Source organism: Arthrobacter ginsengisoli, from assembly GCF_031456935.1.
Lineage (GTDB): Bacteria > Actinomycetota > Actinomycetes > Actinomycetales > Micrococcaceae > Arthrobacter > Arthrobacter ginsengisoli.
Window position 1 is genome coordinate 1 of the sequence record NZ_JAVDVQ010000025.1, and the last position, 16,827, is coordinate 16,827.

General features: G+C 63.3%; 14 protein-coding genes. 5 read left to right on the plus strand and 9 right to left on the minus strand.

Features of this window, described 5'->3' with window-relative positions; translation table 11 throughout:
• Window positions 1-115: 115 nt before the first annotated feature.
• Complete coding sequence (locus J2X01_RS18900) at window positions 116-349, plus strand: hypothetical protein (RefSeq protein WP_310061082.1); 234 nt, start codon at window positions 116-118, stop codon at window positions 347-349.
• Window positions 350-1,419: 1,070 nt separating this feature from the next.
• Here J2X01_RS18900 and J2X01_RS18905 read toward each other — a convergent pair.
• The 8 genes from J2X01_RS18905 to J2X01_RS18940 form a co-directional block, all read right to left on the minus strand.
• Window positions 1,420-2,367: a PaaI family thioesterase gene (locus J2X01_RS18905; protein ID WP_310061084.1), complete on the minus strand. Its 948-nt coding sequence runs from the start codon at window positions 2,365-2,367 to the stop codon at window positions 1,420-1,422.
• Window positions 2,368-2,798: 431 nt separating this feature from the next.
• A complete protein-coding gene (locus tag J2X01_RS18910; RefSeq protein WP_310061087.1) occupies window positions 2,799-3,689 on the minus strand; it encodes a cytochrome b/b6 domain-containing protein in 891 nt (296 codons plus the stop codon).
• A 560-nt stretch (window positions 3,690-4,249) separates the two neighbouring features.
• On the minus strand, window positions 4,250-5,239 hold the full coding sequence (locus J2X01_RS18915) for an electron transfer flavoprotein subunit alpha/FixB family protein (RefSeq protein WP_310061089.1): 990 nt from the start codon (window positions 5,237-5,239) through the stop codon (window positions 4,250-4,252).
• A 111-nt stretch (window positions 5,240-5,350) separates the two neighbouring features.
• Window positions 5,351-6,133: an electron transfer flavoprotein subunit beta/FixA family protein gene (locus J2X01_RS18920; RefSeq protein WP_310061092.1), complete on the minus strand. Its 783-nt coding sequence runs from the start codon at window positions 6,131-6,133 to the stop codon at window positions 5,351-5,353.
• A gap of 33 nt (window positions 6,134-6,166) precedes the next feature.
• Window positions 6,167-7,423 carry an MFS transporter gene (locus J2X01_RS18925; RefSeq protein ID WP_310061098.1) on the minus strand — a complete coding sequence of 419 codons (1,257 nt, stop codon included), beginning with the start codon at window positions 7,421-7,423 and terminating at the stop codon, window positions 6,167-6,169.
• A 101-nt stretch (window positions 7,424-7,524) separates the two neighbouring features.
• Complete coding sequence (locus J2X01_RS18930; RefSeq protein WP_310061101.1) at window positions 7,525-8,706, minus strand: acyl-CoA dehydrogenase family protein; 1,182 nt, start codon at window positions 8,704-8,706, stop codon at window positions 7,525-7,527.
• A gap of 34 nt (window positions 8,707-8,740) precedes the next feature.
• Window positions 8,741-9,229: a MaoC/PaaZ C-terminal domain-containing protein gene (locus J2X01_RS18935; RefSeq protein WP_310061103.1), complete on the minus strand. Its 489-nt coding sequence runs from the start codon at window positions 9,227-9,229 to the stop codon at window positions 8,741-8,743.
• Window positions 9,214-11,448, minus strand: a complete 2,235-nt coding sequence (locus J2X01_RS18940) for an acetate--CoA ligase family protein (protein ID WP_310061105.1) — start codon at window positions 11,446-11,448, stop codon at window positions 9,214-9,216. The genes J2X01_RS18935 and J2X01_RS18940 overlap by 16 nt, the downstream gene beginning before the upstream one ends.
• A 125-nt stretch (window positions 11,449-11,573) precedes the next feature.
• On the opposite strand from J2X01_RS18940, the gene J2X01_RS18945 reads away from it, so the two are divergent.
• From J2X01_RS18945 to J2X01_RS18960, 4 genes are all read left to right on the plus strand, one after another.
• A complete protein-coding gene (locus J2X01_RS18945) occupies window positions 11,574-12,752 on the plus strand; it encodes a thiolase family protein (RefSeq protein ID WP_310061106.1) in 1,179 nt (392 codons plus the stop codon).
• On the plus strand, window positions 12,752-13,171 hold the full coding sequence (locus J2X01_RS18950; protein WP_310061108.1) for a Zn-ribbon domain-containing OB-fold protein: 420 nt from the start codon (window positions 12,752-12,754) through the stop codon (window positions 13,169-13,171). The genes J2X01_RS18945 and J2X01_RS18950 overlap by 1 nt, the downstream gene beginning before the upstream one ends.
• A gap of 52 nt (window positions 13,172-13,223) precedes the next feature.
• The gene (locus tag J2X01_RS18955) at window positions 13,224-13,898 is read left to right on the plus strand and encodes a FadR/GntR family transcriptional regulator (protein WP_310061110.1); all 675 of its coding nucleotides are present in this window, start codon (window positions 13,224-13,226) and stop codon (window positions 13,896-13,898) included.
• A 385-nt stretch (window positions 13,899-14,283) separates the two neighbouring features.
• Window positions 14,284-15,009, plus strand: a complete 726-nt coding sequence (locus tag J2X01_RS18960; RefSeq protein ID WP_310061113.1) for a FadR/GntR family transcriptional regulator — start codon at window positions 14,284-14,286, stop codon at window positions 15,007-15,009.
• A gap of 55 nt (window positions 15,010-15,064) precedes the next feature.
• Here J2X01_RS18960 and chcC2 read toward each other — a convergent pair whose 3' ends face one another.
• On the minus strand, window positions 15,065-16,819 hold the full coding sequence (chcC2, locus tag J2X01_RS18965) for a 4-oxocyclohex-2-ene-1-carboxylate 5-dehydrogenase (protein WP_310061116.1): 1,755 nt from the start codon (window positions 16,817-16,819) through the stop codon (window positions 15,065-15,067).
• Window positions 16,820-16,827 lie beyond the last annotated feature (8 nt).

Genomic DNA, 16,827 nt, shown 5'->3' on the forward strand with positions numbered 1-16,827 from the left:
CCTAACCATCCACAGCGGGACACCTCTGGGGCGTTGCTGAAGTGAATGCTGCGCTCGTTAACCCGTCCCATGGCGGAATCTGTACACACGACTTCGACGGTGCAACACTGCGTTGATGAACATCTCCGAGTGGTGGCCCCTGGTCGATGCGGAAACACGCGGCTGGCTCATTGAGCACAACGGCGAGCCGCTGCCGCCGCAAGTCATCGCCCACATCATGGCGGTTACCGGCGGCACGACCGATTCTGAGTGGTGGGCCGGCAAATCAGCAGACGGCCCCCAGCTTTCGGACGAGGCTGTGGATTGGATCGAGGCTGTCGCCAATGACGAGGAGCCGGCTGCGGGCTGATATCTTCTGACGCGTCCCGCAGGGGGTTCCCTAACGGGACACGTCAACGTTATGTCGTCGTGGGGCAGTTCGTGCTGCGTTCGGGGCGAGGCCTTGATCGTTGGCACCGTGCCGTGGCGGCGGCTGCTGGCGCCGCCGGGGTTCCGTTGTCTTCGTGTAGCTCTGTTAAGCCGCTGTCAGCGTCTGAAGGGGCGCTACCTGGTCATGCAGCGGTGCGCCGATGGGATCATGAATGGCTTGAAGGGAGGTGACCTGGTGATGGAGAGTCGAGAGGCTGAGCATGCCGTGCTGTATGCCCAAGACTCGGCAACGGGCGCGGGCATGACCCGGTTGCAGCCGCGGTTGGATTTCTCCAGCAGGATCAAGTTTCAGGGCGAAGAAGCGCCGCGCCCTGTCGATGCGGGGTGCGGCTGTTTGGGGGGAGGCCTCTGGTGGGGCGAAGTGGGGGTGTGGACAGTGTCCACACTTTGGGTCTCGGACTGGGCCGTACCGGTGCCGGACTGGGCCGGATTCCGTATGTTTTGGCGGGAGTCCAGTGTTTGCAAGGGCGGGAACCCGGTTCGAGTCCCACCTCGGGCACAGTGTTTCCGCAGGTCAAAGGCTTTTTGTCTTTTTGCGATTGACAAAGCTTGACATGGATAAAGCTAAAGGTTTAAATCCGGCCCCTACCGGCGCGGTTGCCGAACCGGCTGTTGCTGACGAAGGCCTCCACCTTCTTTAGCGGCAACTGTTGCGCGCGGCATTCGGGCCAGCAGCGGCGAGTTGCTCATTGCCGCGGGCTTGGAGCCACGAGCGTCACGTTGGGTTTCAGACTGGTTCAATACGGTGACGAAATACGGTGACGTAAAAGAGAAATCAACCCCTATTCTGACGGCTCCGCGGCTGTACCTGGCGTCAGGCTGGGGTGTGCTTCACCCCGATAACCGCGAAAGGGCATCTGGTAGTCCGCTCCAATCGCACGGCCACCAAATGACCAGCCTGCCGGAGTCACATCGGCTAGCTCCCACGGTTCGATGCCAGGCCTCGCTGGAAACCATGAACCTTTGCTTGGTATGCCAGGCGCGCGAGCTTTAGCGGGCTTGACGGAATATGGCGGTGGCCTGAACGAAGGCTTTGCCGGTGCTGCCTGGTTCGGCGCTGAACAGTTCGACGTCGACGACCCGCAGTGACGAACCGGCATAGCGCACATGTGTTCGGGTGGCGATTTCACCGAATGCCGGTCGCAGGTAGGTAGCCCGGAGCGACTGCAGGTCGTAACCGGTTCTGTCGGGCATGGCTTGCTGGGCGGTCAAGGCGGCCATCATCATCAATGCGCCGCCGTGGAGGGCCCCTTCGGAGTTGCGGAGGAGGTCTTTGCGGGCAAACTCGAGTCCGGGAACGAAGCTTTGGGCGAAGTCGGGGCGACCACCCGGCAGGGCCGGGGTTGCGGGACCAGCGGCGAGCAAGGCACCCAAAGAGGCCCCTTCCTCCTCGCCGAGCGGTTGCTTAGCTAGGGCCTCGAAACGGTCCAGCCCTTCTGAGGTGTTTCCCTCTGCGCGTTGGAACCAGCCGGTGCCCTGGACATATTCGGTCCCGTCCGGACCTTGGAGTGTTCCTGTGGCCATTCCGCCGGCCTCATCGCCCACCAGCGCGCGGGTCCAGGCTTCGAGGACGGTTCCGTCGGCGGGCAGCGGGCGCATGAAGTTAAGGTGCAGTTCGGTGGTGACCACCCAGTTGAGCCCATCCACGCTGGTGCGGAGGGCGGAGGAAAGGGTGTTGTCCAAGATGACGGCGGCGGCGGCGCCTGTCGGGCGGCCGTCCATGTCGAGGACCCAGTGGCCGGTGTCCATGACGCCCGTACGAACGCCAAGTAGCCCGTCGGGACGGTCCCTGAGCAGGCGGACCCTCATCATCTTCTCCACAGGGCCGGTTATGGTCGGGCGTTTGACCGGCAGCTTGGGCACATCTGTGGGTGGTTCAGCGTCCGTGGGGGCCTTGGTTGCCGGGGCGTGCGGTGGGTGGTGGCCGGAAGCGGTCATTGACACAGGGTCACACCTTCGGTTGGTTGGGCGGTCGATTCAGCAAAACTACGCAGAATGGCGGGCAGATCCAATTCATGGAGCTTCCTCAGGGACGTTGCTGGCATGAACAGGACAGGAGGGTCAGCAGGCTAGTAGTCGGTCTGCAAGCGAGCATTGCCGCTTTGCACCCACAAGGTGGAGGCGCCGTTTACGTTGGGAATGACGCATCCTTGGCCGACAAACCGGGAGGGCGCTGTTTGGTCCCGGTCTTCCGACTGCAGGGGTTGCCCCCAGCCAGTCTTGGGGCAGTGCTCACCCGAGCGGATAGCGAGCGTTTCTCTTCGCGTAGTCATAACGGTCCTCAGAGGAGAAATAGTGGCTGGAGGGTGCAACCGCTGTTTGCGGTGTGTCGTATGAAAGAGGTACCCGGAAGGGAGCTTGCGTTCGGCTTATTTGGTGACTTTGCCCATGCGGCTGGCGATGGGTGTGGTGAACAGAGGTTGGGCCAGGAACCAAGCGGCGGCAACCATGGCCAGCGATGCCAGGAAGACCACCAGACCCCACCAGTCCACAACGTCCCGGGAGGTGTACATGTGGTTCAGGTTCCGTAGTGCCCCGGTGCAGAACACCAGGAAAATGTGCACGATGGTGAACCCCACGAAATAGAGCATCACCGGGAAGTGCACTGCACGGGCCCACTCCACCGGGTAGGCCTTGTTGAGCCGTTCGGCCTTCTCCGGCCACCACGTGGAGAACCGCATCCCGGAGAGCACAGCCAGCGGGGCAGCAATGAACACGGTGACGAAGTAGGCCATGACCTGCAGGGCGTTGTAGTGCACCCACCCGTTCTCGGAGGGCCAGTCGAGGGAGGCGTATTGGACGGCTGCGGAGAGCATGTTGGGGATGACGTCCCAGTGCGTGGGCACAATCCGCATCCACTGCCCGGTGGCGAACAACAGCACCACGAACACCAGGCCGTTGACAACCCAGAGTACGTCCAGGCACTGGTGCAGCCATTGGGTGAGGGAAACTTTCTTCGGGCTGTTGCCCTTCGGAGCGAAGAAGGAGTTCTTCTTCGGCGTCCAATAGCCCGAGGGTTTGCGCTCAGTGCGGACCTGCAGGCCGGTGCGGATAATCAGGACGATGAAGAACATGTTCAGGAAGTGCTGCCAGCCCAACCAGGACGGGATGCCCTCAGGGGCTGACCCCGGCTGGGAGGCGTGCCCGTCGTAGGTGGCAATGAACTGCTGCACGCCTTCGAGGGTCCGCAGCCACCGGGCGCCTAATACGACTGCTGCAGCCAGGACCAGCAGCCCGGCGACGATCGCGGCAGGCTTCACCAACCTCGGAAGAGCGGTCGGTGACTGGGCCGTTCCGCCTGCGGCGGGGGTCCCCGTGCCCGCGGTGGCTCCCGCGCCCGCAGGGGTCGGAGCGGCGGACGGGCCTGCGGCTGGCGTGAAAGCGGGGGCGCTCCCCATACGCGTTTTGGGAGCACCCTCTTTGCGGGTTTCCGCCGGGGCCATCCGCACGGCGGCGGGGGTGGATGTTGCCGTGGCTGAGGGGGCCTCGGAGGGTGCCGGGGTACCGCTGCCCATGCGTCGTTTCCGTGCAGGGGGTGCCGCTGCCGAAGTTGGCTGTGCACCCATGTCTGCCGTGGCCCTGTTATCCGTTGCGACGGGTGAATCCACCGTGGCCGGGGGGTTCGAAGGCGTTGCCGCCGTGGGGCCTGAGGTGGGCGGCCGGGGGTCGCTTGCCGGCACGCCCGGGGGAGTGTCCAGCGGCTTGTAACCTGCCATGCGGCGCGGGGCCGCTGGCCTGCCTGGGGTGTGATCGCTGGTCATTGTAAGTGTCTGTCCTGGGTTCGGGGGATGGAATAAGTCGCGGCTGCGTCCGGGCGCCGCTAATTGCGGCGGTTGTTGATTTCCTTGATGAGCTGCGGGACCACGGCGAAAATGTCCCCGACTATCCCGAAGTCCGCGATGTCAAACATTGGGGCGTCCTCGTCGCTGTTGATCGCCACGATTGTCTTGGCGGTCTGCATCCCGGCGCGGTGCTGGATCGCCCCGGAGATCCCGAGGGCTACGTACAGTTGGGGTGTCACGGTTACCCCGGTCTGGCCGACCTGATAGGACTGCGGCACGTAGCCGGCATCCACTGCTGCCCGGGAGGCACCCACTGCGGCACCCAAGGCGTCAGCGAGGTCTTCCACGAGGGAGAATGCGTCTTTGGATCCAACACCCCGGCCGCCGGAAACCACGGCTTTGGCCCCACGCAGAACTGGGCGCCCGTTTTCGGCAGGGGTATCCGTGAGCTCGACGATGTTCGCTCCCCGAGCCACTTGGGTGATGACAGCTGCGGTGGCGACTTGCGGGGCCTCAATGGCCTGCGCACGGGCTTCTATGGAGCCTGGACGCACGGACGCGATCATCAGCCCGCCTTCCACGGTGGACTCGGTGGTGAAGTCGCCACCGAAGACCGCGTGTGAGGCGATGACTTCCTGGTCGTTCTCGTCGTAGCGCACCCCGACCACGTCCGCGGCCACCGACCCGTTAGCGACGATGGCCAACCGGCCGGCCACCGCCTTGGAGTCGTTTGTTCCCGGCACCAGCACCAGTCGTGCGGAGTAGGCTTGGATGGCGTCTGCCAGGGCACCGACTTGCGCTGAGCCCAGCCCTGCGGCCGCAGGGTCGGCCTCGGCGACGTATACGTGGGCGGCGCCCAACGCGCCCAACTGTGCAGGCAAGTCTTCGCCTGTTCCGGGGGCGGCGATTACGACGGCCACGGGGCTGCCGATGCCGGCAGCCGCCCCGAGCAGGGATGCCGCCGTCGACTTCGGCGATCCCCCGCCGGTGGTCTCGATCAACACGAGTACATTTCCAAAATTTGCCATGATGGGTTCCTTTACCTCTTGGCCAGCACCGGCTAGGGTTGCCGGAGGCTGCGGGGGCTGTTCAGGGGCCGCCCGGATTCGACTAAAGACAGGACGGGGATGGGTGCCCGGTCAGACCAGGCGGTTGGAGATCAGGAAGTCGGCCAGCTGGGCTGCTGCAGTGCCGTCGTCCGTGATTTTCGGGCCGGCCTGCTTGGGCGGGCGCGCCGTGGCCGAGACCATCACGGAACGCACGGAGGCCGCTTCCGGCCCGGCCTGGATTCCCAGATCCGCTAGTGCCCACGTCTCCAGCGGCTTCTTCTTGGCGGCCATGATGCCTTTGAAGTTCGGAAACCTGGCCTCCGCGGTTTTCTCCGTCACGGAAATCACTGCCGGGCATGCCGAGGACAACCGGAGTGTGCCTCCATCAACCTGAGCCCGTCCCGATACTTCGTTTTCAGTGATCGCAACTTCATCCAATCCTGGCAGCACTGGCCAGCCCAGAATCTCGGCAACCATGGCAGGGACCATCCCGCCGCGCCCATCGGTGGCCTCATTGCCGGCCAGCACCACGTCGACGTTTCCGATCTTGTCAATCGCGGCTGCCAGCACCCGGGACGTCTGGACCATGTCCGAACCCGTCAAGGCCGGGTCGTTGACAAACACTGCCGAATCCGCACCCATCGACAAAAGCTTCCGGAGTGCCTTGTTGGCGTCCTCCGGGCCCATGGCCAACACAACTACTTCCGCATCCTTGGTGGAATCCTTGACCAGCAGTGCATTTTCCAAGGCACGCTCGTTGATCTCATCCGGCACCGGATCAGACGCGGCCCGGTCCAACAGTCCCGACTCCAAATCGATCTTCCGGTCCGACCAGGTGTCCGGAACCTGCTTAGCCAACACGACAATCTTCACTTCACTTCTCCTTCTAATAACGCATTCAATTGACTACGTCCCGAGGCTGTCATTGCTGAGGGGACGGGGGGCGCTGAGTAATGGATCAGGCGCTCGAGGACCGGTTGTCAGCCGCCACAGGAGGGCGCTGGCAGATACGGTCAGTGCGCCGAAACCGCAGGACATCAAGACGAACGGCGTTGTACCCAACGGGACAAGCCCCAGTGCAAACGTGCCCAGCGCGGTCCCGGCATAGAGGGCGGAGTTGTTCCATGACAGCGCGTAGGCGCGGTTCTTGCCGGCCGAATTGGTCAGCATCTCCTGGCTGTTACTGACGAAGGCCGATCCTGCCGCAAACGTAAACGCCCAGCCGGCCAGGGAGAACCAGAGGTGACCCGAGGCGGTGGCCAGGATGACGAAGCCGGTCATCACAGCGGCGAAGGAAAGGTTCAACAGCTGTTGCGAGCCATGCCGGGCGCGAACCCAGTCCACGAGACGCCCCCCGACGGTGGCCCCCAGCAGGGAACCTGCTCCCACGATCGCACCCACAAGACCGAGCTGGGCGGTATCCAGGCCGAACCGGGTGAAGAGCAATGCCCCGGCGAAGGTGTAGGTGGCATACCGGGTGGCCTGCGCAAAGAAATTAGCCGTCAACAGAAAGCTGAACTCCCTACGACGCCACAAATTCAAGGAGTCCGCGAACGCCTCCCTGATACCGACCTTTTCCGGGACACGGACTTCCTTGCCCAAACGCAGCCCGATCAGCGCAGCCAGCACTGCACCGAGCACGGCAATGGCCAGGAAGGTCCACCGCCACGACGCGAACGAGGCAACGAGGCCTCCCAGCGGAACGCCTACGATTTGTCCGGCAGCAAAGGTCGAGGCCACGCCCGCTACGGCCTTGCCCACCTGGTGGGGCGCCGCCGTCTCCGTAGCGAAGGACCACACCGGCGGGCCCATAATTGAGGCGCCAACGGCAGCCAGTACCCGCCCGGCAACCACCAGACCAAGCGTTGGCATAAGTGCTGCCCCCAGCACGCCGACACTGAATACTGCCGCTCCGACCCACATGGCCGAGCGTCGTGTGAAGCGGTTGGTGATCAAGGCGACCGCCGGGCTGAGCAGTGCGTAAACGAGGGAGAAACTCCAAGCAACCACGGAAGCTTCCCCGATGCTCACACCGAAACCCGCGCTGATCTGTGGCAACAGCGGCGAGACCATGAACATGTCCATGCCCAGAACGAGGAACAGCGAGCTGGCGAGCCGTTGCTTGGACCACGGGGTGGCCGTGATCATTGAGGTGGATATCATCGCTCGGCTTCCCTGCTCCCGCTATGGTACTGCTGCGCATGAAGTGTCATGGTGCTCACGCCTCCCGGACGAGGGCGGGCCTGCCGGCCCGTCCCCGTGGGTTAGAGGCCCATCCTCTTGGCGAGGACGTTCCGCTGGATCTCGTTGGTACCGCCGCCGATCGGGCCGACCCGTGAATCCCGGAAGTACATCTGCATGTCGTATTCCATGGCGTAGCCGGAGCCGCCGTAAACCTGCAGGCCGATGTCGGAGACCTTGAAGTTGTTCTCCGTGGCAATGATCTTGGCTATCGAGGTTTCCTCAATGGCAGACTCGCCGGCGTCCAACAGCTCCGCCACCCGGTACGTTGCCTGGCGTGCCTGCTCGGCCATGATCCACATGTCGACCAGTTTGTGCTGGATCACCTGGAACTTGGAGATGGGCTGGTCGAACTGGATGCGCTGCTGCGCGTAGTCACCGGCATCCTCGGTGATCCGATAGCAGTTCCCTGCCGAGATCGCGGCCAGTCCCAGACGCTCCAGGCCAAGCGCCTTCATGAGGTTCTTCCAGGTCTTGCCTTCCTCACCGATGCGGTCCTCGTCCGGCACGAAGACGTTCTCCAGCACAACTTCGTTCGCGTGCGTGGTGCGCCGTCCCAGCATTTGCAACGGGTTGATCGTCACACCGGCACTCTTGGCGTCGACGAGGAAGGTAGTGAAGCCCTGGTGCCGCTCAGCGTTCGGATCCGTCTTGGCGATCACAACAAGGTAGTCGGCCACATGCGCGCCGGAGATCCAGACCTTGGTGCCGTTGAGTACCCAGCCGCCGTCCTGCCTCACTGCCTTGGTCCGGAGGCCGGCTACGTCAGAACCGGTTCCCGGCTCGGACATAGCGATGGACATCTTGATGGAGCCGTTGATGATACCCGGGATGATCCGGTGCTTAAGCTCCTCGGAGCCAAACTTTGCCACGTGGCCGCCAGCATAGATCGAGGTGATCATCACCGCTTGCCCGATGCCGGCGTAGTGGTATCCAAGGGTCTCCATGAAGTTGGTGATGTCCTTGTAGCTGGCGCTTGCGCCTCCGTACTCCTCGTCGAAAAACAAGCCCAGGAAGCCGCTTTCTGCAAGTGCATTGTAGGCGGCATGGGGGAATTCTTTGACGTCGTCGATACGGCGGATTTCTTCCCTGGGCAGCGTTGCTTCCAGGATCTCCAGGACCGCCTCGCGGACCATCTTCTGATCCTCGGTGAGTCCCGTGGTGTTGACCAGTAACTTCATTGTCTTGTCTCCAGTGGTAGTCATGTGTGCTGCGATGTTGTCGTGCCGTGTTGGGTGGTCAGTTGGCGGCGGGTTCCGGTTCTGATGCCGCTCGTCCTGCCATCCCGGCCCTGGTGTAGGCCATGGTCTTCATAAGGCCCCGCTGGACCACCGTGTCGTCCTGATTTACGAGTTCCATTAACCGGACAACCACACCCCGGTCAGGTTTCGATGTGATCTTGGCGCCCTGCACGGTAGTCCGCAACCGCACCGTGTCCCCAATAAAGATCGGTGCGAGGAACTGCCATTCGTCCACACCCAGCGCGGCGATTGCGGTGCCGTCGAAGTCACCCATGCGGGCGCTCAGTCCGGTGACGATCGACATGCCCAGAGTGCCGTGGGCGATCCTCTGCCCTATGGGGGAGCGGCGCGCAAATTCGGCGTCCGTATGCATGGGGTTGGAATCGCCTGAAATCCACGAGTACATGACGATGTCCGTCTCAGTCACGGTTCTGGCTGGGCTCTCGTTGACGTCACCGAGGGTGAAGTCCTCTACGCATTTGCCCATTCCGCTGTCCCTTCTGCGTGGTTGGCGACCGGTGCGGCGCCGCCCGTTTTCGGGGTGCTGCCGTGCTCCCGAGGTGCCAAAACGATGAGGGCGTCGACCGCCATGGGTCCGTGCTCCCGGGTGATGCGTACGGGGTTGAGCTCGATTTCGGTCGCCAGGCCGTCGAGGTCCCGCACTAGTTGTGAGAAAGCGACGATGGTGTCGGCGAGGGCATCGATGTCGTAGGGGGCGTGGCCCCGGGCGCCCTCAAGGACTTTGACCAGAGTCATCTCCCTAATGGCTGCCAGGGCGGTCGGACGATCGAGCGGAGTGAGGTAGACCTTGACGTCCTTGAGGATCTCGACCCAGGTGCCCCCGCTGCCGAGCAGGACCAGGGGTCCGAATACGGGGTCGAAGCGGGCACCCAGCAGGATTTCGGGTCCTTCCCCGGCCATCTGCTGCACGCTGTAGCCGACGATTTGGGCGTGCGCGGCCTCCGAGAGCATGCGGGCAGACATGGTGGTCAACGCCTCGCGGACCTCGTCGGCACTGGCGAGACCGACCCGTACGCCGCCTACCTCGGACTTATGCAAAATGTCCGGGGACACGACCTTGAGCACCACCGGGTATCCCATGGCGTCCGCAGCGGCGACTGCCTCGTCCGGAGTCTGGACCACCTGTTCTGCCGGAACCTTGATGCCGTAACGGGCCACGATCTCCTTTGCGGCAGTCTCCGTCAGCGCTGTCGCGCCGGAGGCTGCGGCGCCCAGCAATCCGGCGGCGGGATTCCCGACTGCGGCATCGGCGGTGGAGCCCGACAACGGGGACCAATCGGTGCGGGCGTGCCAGTCCATCCATCGTCGGATCGTCCACATGCACCGGGAGGGGGACCGGAACACGGTGACGGAGGCATCGCTGTCCAGGTCGCGGCTGCCCGGTCCTTCCAGCCATTCGTTCATCCAGACGGCGGCCAGTGCGGTGTTGGTTTCGCTTGCAACCTCCGCGAGGTAACGGGCCCTCACACCGGTGGTTGTCTCGTGGACAAACGTCAGCGGAACCACTACGGCCCCGTAGCTCGGATCGTCACAGAAGGACATCACTGCTGTCTTGAACGTGGAGATGTCCTTGAGTACCTCGGCAGTAAGGTCCGCCGGATTGGCCATGGAACCGAAGCCGGGAACGATGTCCTGGAGGACGGCGGCCGTGGCGTCATCCAGGGCCGGCAGCGGCAGAGCGTTTTCTTCAGCCTTATCGGCACAGATCACGCCTGCCCCGCCCGAAGTTGCCATGATCCCCACGCCTGCCCCGTTAGGGCCCTGGGGATTGCGGGAGAAGAACGTCGCGACTTCCAGAAGAGCCTCGAAGTCCTCCACCAGGACCGCACCGGCCCGGCGGAAGGCTGAGCGGTAGGCCTCCGCGGAACCTGCGAGCGTCCCGGTGTGGGACAGTGCGGCCTTGCTGCTGGCCTCACCGTTTGCGGCCTTGTAGACGATGACAGGCTTTCCGGCCCGACCGGCCTTCAGGATGGCCTCGATGAACCGCCGGCCATCGGAGATACCCTCGAGCAGGCACACGATGACTGAGGTGTCCGGGTCTTCCGCAAGGTAGGACACGTAGTCGGCAACGTCCACATCCACCGAGTTGCCACAGGCAAGGAACTTACTGAAGCCCATGCCACGATGCACACCCTGAAGAAGCGAGTACCCGAGAGCGCCGCTCTGTGAGACCAGGGAGATGCTGCCCGCGTCACCGGAGATCATCTGCCCGCAGTCGGTCATGAAGTTCATGGCCGCCTTGCTCTGGGCATTAACGAGGCCAATGCAGTTGGGGCCGGCGAGCCGCAGCCCGCCGTGCCGGGCGGTATCCAGCAGGCGAAGCTGCGCTGCTTCGCCGTCCACATCCCCGGTCTCACGGTAGCCGGAGGCATAAACCACGGCCCCGCCGATGCCCAGGCGGGCCGCTTCCTGGATGACCGGTTCGGCCAGGTGCTGTCCCACACAAACGATGACACAGTCGGGGACCTCAGGGAGGTCGGCCAGATTGGAAAAAGTGGGCCGGCCAAGGATCTCGCTGTGCTTCGGGTGGATGCCGTAAACGGTCCCCGTGAAGTTGGCGAGGTTCTCGAGCGTCCGGCGCCCGAAGCTGCCTTCGGTGGGCGAAGCGCCCACCACGGCAATGCTTCTCGGCTCGATAAGCCGGCGCAGATCGTCGCGCCCATACAGGGGCCGCTGCTGAATCATGTCTCTCCTAAATATCAACGGTTGAACCATTGCAATTGTGGCGCTAGTCTCAAGATACGTCAAGAGAGCTTTCTCAAGGCCGCGAAGCAACGGCTAGGAATCGTCAGGAGCACAGAATGGGCAGAGTGGCAGTCATTGGATATGCGGCAACACCGGTAGGCCGGTTGCAGCCACGGACCGGGGACGCGGGCTCACTTGAGCACGAAGTCCTCGCGGACGTCGTGCTCCGGGCCGTCGAGATGGCCCAGGTGGACAAGTCGGATATTGGGGGTCTGAGCTTCGCGCAGCCTCGTCCGTATACCCAGCAGAAGTACTTCGGGACGTTTATGGCCAGCTATCTGCAGCTGCCCTGTGACGGATTCGTGGCTGAGGTTCTCGGCAACGGAATGACCGGTGGCCTCGCCTTTGAGCATGCTGCCGACAACATCCGCTCGGGACGGGCAAAGGTGGCCCTTGCCCTCGGCGTAAACTACGAGACTGCCATCTCTTCGGGTGAGCACATGATGAGCTCCATGCGCGCCGTCGGGGATGTGGACTTCCAGGCCCCCTTCGGTATCACGCCCATTGCGTGGTACGCCATGGACATGATGCGCTACATGCATGAGTTTGGGGTCACGCGCGAGGACGTGGCCACCGTGGCCGTGAAGAACCGCCACCACGCCAGCTTGAATCCGCTGGCCCAGTACCGCAAGCCCATTACCCTGGACGAGGTCATGGCCCAGCCGACTATCGTCCACCCCCTGGGGCTCTATGAAGTGCCCCCGCGAAGCGACGGCGCGGTGTGCCTGGTGTTGGCTGACGAGGACGTGGCCCGCGCCAGCGGCCGGCCCTACGTCCTGGTCCGCGGCACAGGCTTCCACCACGAGGGTGCCCACCAGATCACGGCCACACCCAACGACATGATCGCCCTGAACGCTGCCCAGAAGGCCGGCGGCCAGGCCTTCGCTGAGGCCGGGCTGAAGCCCTCCGATCTCGACTTCGCGGAGCCGTACGCCCCCTGCACGATCGTCGAGGTCCTGGTCAGCGAGGCGCTGGGAATCGTTCCGCGCGGTGCCGGCGCCAAATTCGCGGCAGAAGGCAGGACCTCCTTGGGTGGGGACATTCCCATCTCCACCTCGGGCGGATTGACGTCCCGGGGCCACCCGGCGTACGTCACCCCGCTGTACAACCTCCTGGAAGCCGTGGAGCAGTTGATGCACCAGGCGGGCGACCGTCAGGTCCAGGACGCCTCGATCGGCCTGGCCACCGCTGAACTTGGCAACTACAACGCAGCTCTCGTGCACATCCTTGAAAGGGTTTCCTGATGATCAACACCGTCCAGCTGAACCACCCCCACCCCTACCCACCGCGGAAAACCCCGTTCACCACCCCGTTCTGGGAGGCGCTGGCAGAAGGGCGTTTCATCACCACGCGGTTGGGGGCAGCCGGGGCCATCACCTTTCCGCCGAGGGACTTCGATCCGGCAACGTGGAGTAGGGACGTCGAGTGGGTGGAACTGTCCGGGCGCGGAACGCTCTACTCAGTGACGTCCGTCCATGCAGCTCCGGAGGCGTTCCGTGAGTTCACGCCGTACCAGGTCGCGATCGTCGACCTGGACGACGGGCCCCGTTTGGCCACTGCCTTCCTCGGACCGGTGGACACGCCGCTGGATTCACCCATAGAAATCGTGGCAATGCGATACACCGACGAAGTCGCTTTCGCTGCCAGGCCCCTGGTCCCCTGAAGCCGTGACGGGGGCATTCCAGCCATTCGCCAACGTCCGGCCAAGGCGCGCGGTGGATGAGATCATCGAGCAAATTCGAAGCCGTATCCAGTCCAATGAGCTCAATCCGGGGGAAAGACTACCCAGCGAACGGGATCTGGCGGAGCAGCTCGGCGTCAGCCGGAACACCCTTCGTGAGGCTCTTCGGATGCTGGAATCCTCCGGGCTCGTCACACTGAAAAAGGGATCCACCGGCGGCGCGTTCCTCAACGACTCGAATTCGGCAGCCCTGGCCCAGGGCCTGCTCGATGGGATGGGGCTGCGGCAGTACGACGCCAAGGAACTCATCGATGTCCGTCTCGTCCTGGTGAACTATGTTGCTGAACAGGCGTGTCTGCACGCCACAGACGTTGAGATTGAGGAACTGGCCGCCGTCGTGAGTTCCTCGGAGGAAGCCGAAACCAACAACCTCGACTTCGAGGATCGCCTGGAGCGCCACATCCTGTTTCACCGGAAGCTCGCTCAGATCGCCCACAACGGGATTTCCGAGGCGCTGACGGGACCGCTCCTGGAAATTACGCGGCACTTTCATCAGAATGCTGGCCCCACCGGTGGTTTGGAGACCCACGGAACCCGCCGTCAACTCGTGCAGGCGCTAAGGGACCGGGATCCGCACGCCGCCAAGCAGGCATTGACGAAACACTTTGACCTGCTCCACCGCCGCATCCAAGCCGGGGCTCTCGGGTAGCCGGCCACCAAAAAGGAAGCCAGTCCCGGGTCATGCCTGGGACTGGCTTTTCCATGCTCCTGAGCTTGCAGCGCCGTCCCTCTGCAGTTCCGTCACGAATAAGCTGACACTGGATGTTTCGCCGTCACGCCCATACCTGGAGATCCGGCTCGAAGACTCAGGCAGACCGGCCGTGACTACCGTAGCCATAGTGCCCTCAGTATGTGTATGGTTGATCCATTACTTGGGTGATTGAAGTCTCACATGTGTTAACGCCGTAGAGAATTTGTTCCATGAGCCGGATGCCAAATCAACGGAGGCTGGCACCCGAACCAGACAACGGTCCCTGCGGTTACGATACTCGAACGTATGGACATCACCCACGCCGGTTAAACGAAGGTAGACAGTGGATTATTCAGCTCAGCCGTTCGCGCAGGTACAGCCGCGCCGCGCCGTGGATGCAATCATGAAGCAGATCCGCGACCGCATCCAATCCAACGAACTCAGGCCAGGTCAGAAGCTCCCCGCCGAGCGGTTGTTGGCGGAGCAAATGGGCGTGAGCCGGAACACCGTGCGTGAAGCTATTCGCATGTTGGAGGTCTCCGGCCTGGTCACCTTGAAGAAGGGGGCAACCGGCGGTGCGTTCCTTAATGATTCGAACACGGCTGCCTTATCGCAGAATATTCGCGATGGCATCAACCTTAACCAGTACGACGCCACCGATCTCATCGACGTGCGTTTGGTGCTGGAGACTTACGCTGTCGAGCGGGCCTGCCTCCACGCGACGGACGAAGAGATCGATGAATTGGCTGCAATTGCCCGGCAGTCAAAACTTGCGGAGAGTTCCGAACCGAATTACGAACAACGGCTGGTCCTGCATATGGATTTTCACCGGAAGCTCGCCGCCTTCGCCCATAACCGCGTGCTCGAGGTATTGACCGAGCCGCTGCTGGAAATGACCCGGCAGTTCCACCTCAAGTCCGGACCGGCCGCGGGAATGGAAACCCACGAACTCCGTGCCCGCTTGGTCCAGGAGATCCAGGACCGCGATCCTGAAGCCGCCAAAAAGATCCTGGCTGAACACTTTAAGGCACTGCAAGACCGCCTCTTCGCCGTCACCCTCCACAGCTGAAAATGACTGATGCTCCGGAGCCCCTGAATGGGCTCCGGAGCATCAGTTTTCAGAATTACTTGCCGATGGCTGCGGCACGCTCCGCTGCTCCGGCGTGGCCGGACTCCGCGGCCAGCGCAGCGATGTCCCGTCCCATGCGGTAGCCAAACACCAGGGCAGGGCCGATGTGGGAGCCGTATCCTGGGTAGCCGCCGCCGAACACGGAGACTGCAGCGGCGCCCACCGAGAACAGCCCAGGGATGCGGGATCCGTCGGCCCGGATCACCGCGTGGCGTGAGTCAACGTCGATTCCGGCGAAGGTGCCCAGATCGCCCATGCGCACTTTTGCGGCGAAGAACGGACCCTTGGCCAAGGGTGCCAGGTTCGGGTTAGGCTTATGCTCCATGTCCCCGCGGAAGTGGTTGTAGGCAGTAGAGCCACGGCCGAACTGGGTATCCTCGCCGGCGACGGCGTCCCGGTTGAAGCGCTCAATGGTGGCCGTCAGCCCGGCTGCGTCAACGCCGATCTTCCGGGCCAGCTTTTCCAGTGTGTTGCCCTTGACCAGGTAACCCATCTTGTAGAACAAGGCGCGGGGGATTGGCCAAGGCTTAGCATAGCCAATGCCGTACTTGTCCATGAGCTTCCTGTCGCCCACAATCCACGCGTAGACAGAGTCCTCGTCCTTCATGTGCGCCAGCATTTGCCCACCGAAGTCGTGGTAGCTCAATGCTTCGTTCCCGAAACGCTTGCCGTTGCGGTCCACCGTGATCATGCCCGGCAGCCCGATCTGGCGCAGGTGCGGGAAAAGGCGCTCGGCACCGGTGCGCAGGTACTTGAAGACCGTGACGGGCGCCCACGAGCCTACCGAGGAGACCTCGGCGTTGATCCTGCCGCCGACTTTCATGGCCATCCGTGCCGAGGAGCCGTCATGGCCCTGGGTCGGGGTGAAGTGCTCCCCGCCGTTGCGGTCATGCCGAAAGTACTGCCTGCGCAGGGCATCATCCCCGGAGAAGCCGCCGCCGGCCAACACCACGCCCAGCCTTGCCTCTACCCGGCCTGCGTGTTCGCCGGTGAGGACCGCACCGGTGACCGCGCCGCCGTCGTCAATTACCAGGTCCTCCACAGGAGTGGAGGTCCACACGCGCACGCCGGCGTCCAGCGCGGAAGCGACCATGCGGGTCATCAGGGCCGAACCGTTGGTGCGCCTGAGGGGCTGCTGGAACAGCGCAGTGTCCGCCCAGGTCCTCAGCAGCTTGCCGGCCGTGTAGGTAAAGGCCTTTACGGACTGATTGGCCTTCAGGATCGTGCTCAGGTCCGGACCCACCTGCGGCATGTAGCCGAAAACGGTGTAGGAGCTAAGGTATGGCTGCAGTTCCTTGCGGCGGTTGCCCAGCATGCGGATGTCGGCATCGGTGGGCAGGATGGCGCGGCCGCCGAGTTTGGCGCCCGGCAGGTCCATCTGGTAGTCGGGTGCCTTCTCCGGATAGCTGAAGGTCACCTTGGTGTGGTCCTCGAAGAAAGCAATGGCTTCCGGAACGGTGTCCAGGAACCCGGCGATGCCGTCCTCGTTGTATGTCTTCGGCGCCAGGGCTTTCAGGTACGTTTCGGCTTCGGCCCGGGTGTCGCCCGTGGCCGCAGCGCCCCTGCGGTTGCCGGGGACCCAGGCCCATCCGGCGGATAGCGCGGTGGTGCCGCCGAAGTGCGGAGACTTTTCGGCAACGATGACATTCAAGCCGTCGTGCGCGGCCCGCAGTGCTGTAGCCATGCCGGCCGCACCGGAACCGACGATGAGTATGTCGCAGCGGTGGGTAGTGGTGGGGGTGTCAGTCATGCCTGTTT

Excerpts from the sequence above, each read along its gene's own strand:
- J2X01_RS18900 (WP_310061082.1), top strand. The coding sequence starts at position 116 with ATGAACATCTCCGAGTGGTGGCCCCTGGTCGATGCGGAAACACGCGGC.
- J2X01_RS18905 (WP_310061084.1), bottom strand. The coding sequence starts at position 2,367 with ATGACCGCTTCCGGCCACCACCCACCGCACGCCCCGGCAACCAAGGCC.
- J2X01_RS18915 (WP_310061089.1), bottom strand. The coding sequence starts at position 5,239 with ATGGCAAATTTTGGAAATGTACTCGTGTTGATCGAGACCACCGGCGGG.
- J2X01_RS18925 (WP_310061098.1), bottom strand. The coding sequence starts at position 7,423 with ATGATATCCACCTCAATGATCACGGCCACCCCGTGGTCCAAGCAACGG.
- J2X01_RS18930 (WP_310061101.1), bottom strand. The coding sequence starts at position 8,706 with ATGACTACCACTGGAGACAAGACAATGAAGTTACTGGTCAACACCACG.
- J2X01_RS18935 (WP_310061103.1), bottom strand. The coding sequence starts at position 9,229 with ATGGGCAAATGCGTAGAGGACTTCACCCTCGGTGACGTCAACGAGAGC.
- J2X01_RS18940 (WP_310061105.1), bottom strand. The coding sequence starts at position 11,448 with ATGATTCAGCAGCGGCCCCTGTATGGGCGCGACGATCTGCGCCGGCTT.
- J2X01_RS18950 (WP_310061108.1), top strand. The coding sequence starts at position 12,752 with ATGATCAACACCGTCCAGCTGAACCACCCCCACCCCTACCCACCGCGG.
- chcC2 (WP_310061116.1), bottom strand. The coding sequence starts at position 16,819 with ATGACTGACACCCCCACCACTACCCACCGCTGCGACATACTCATCGTC.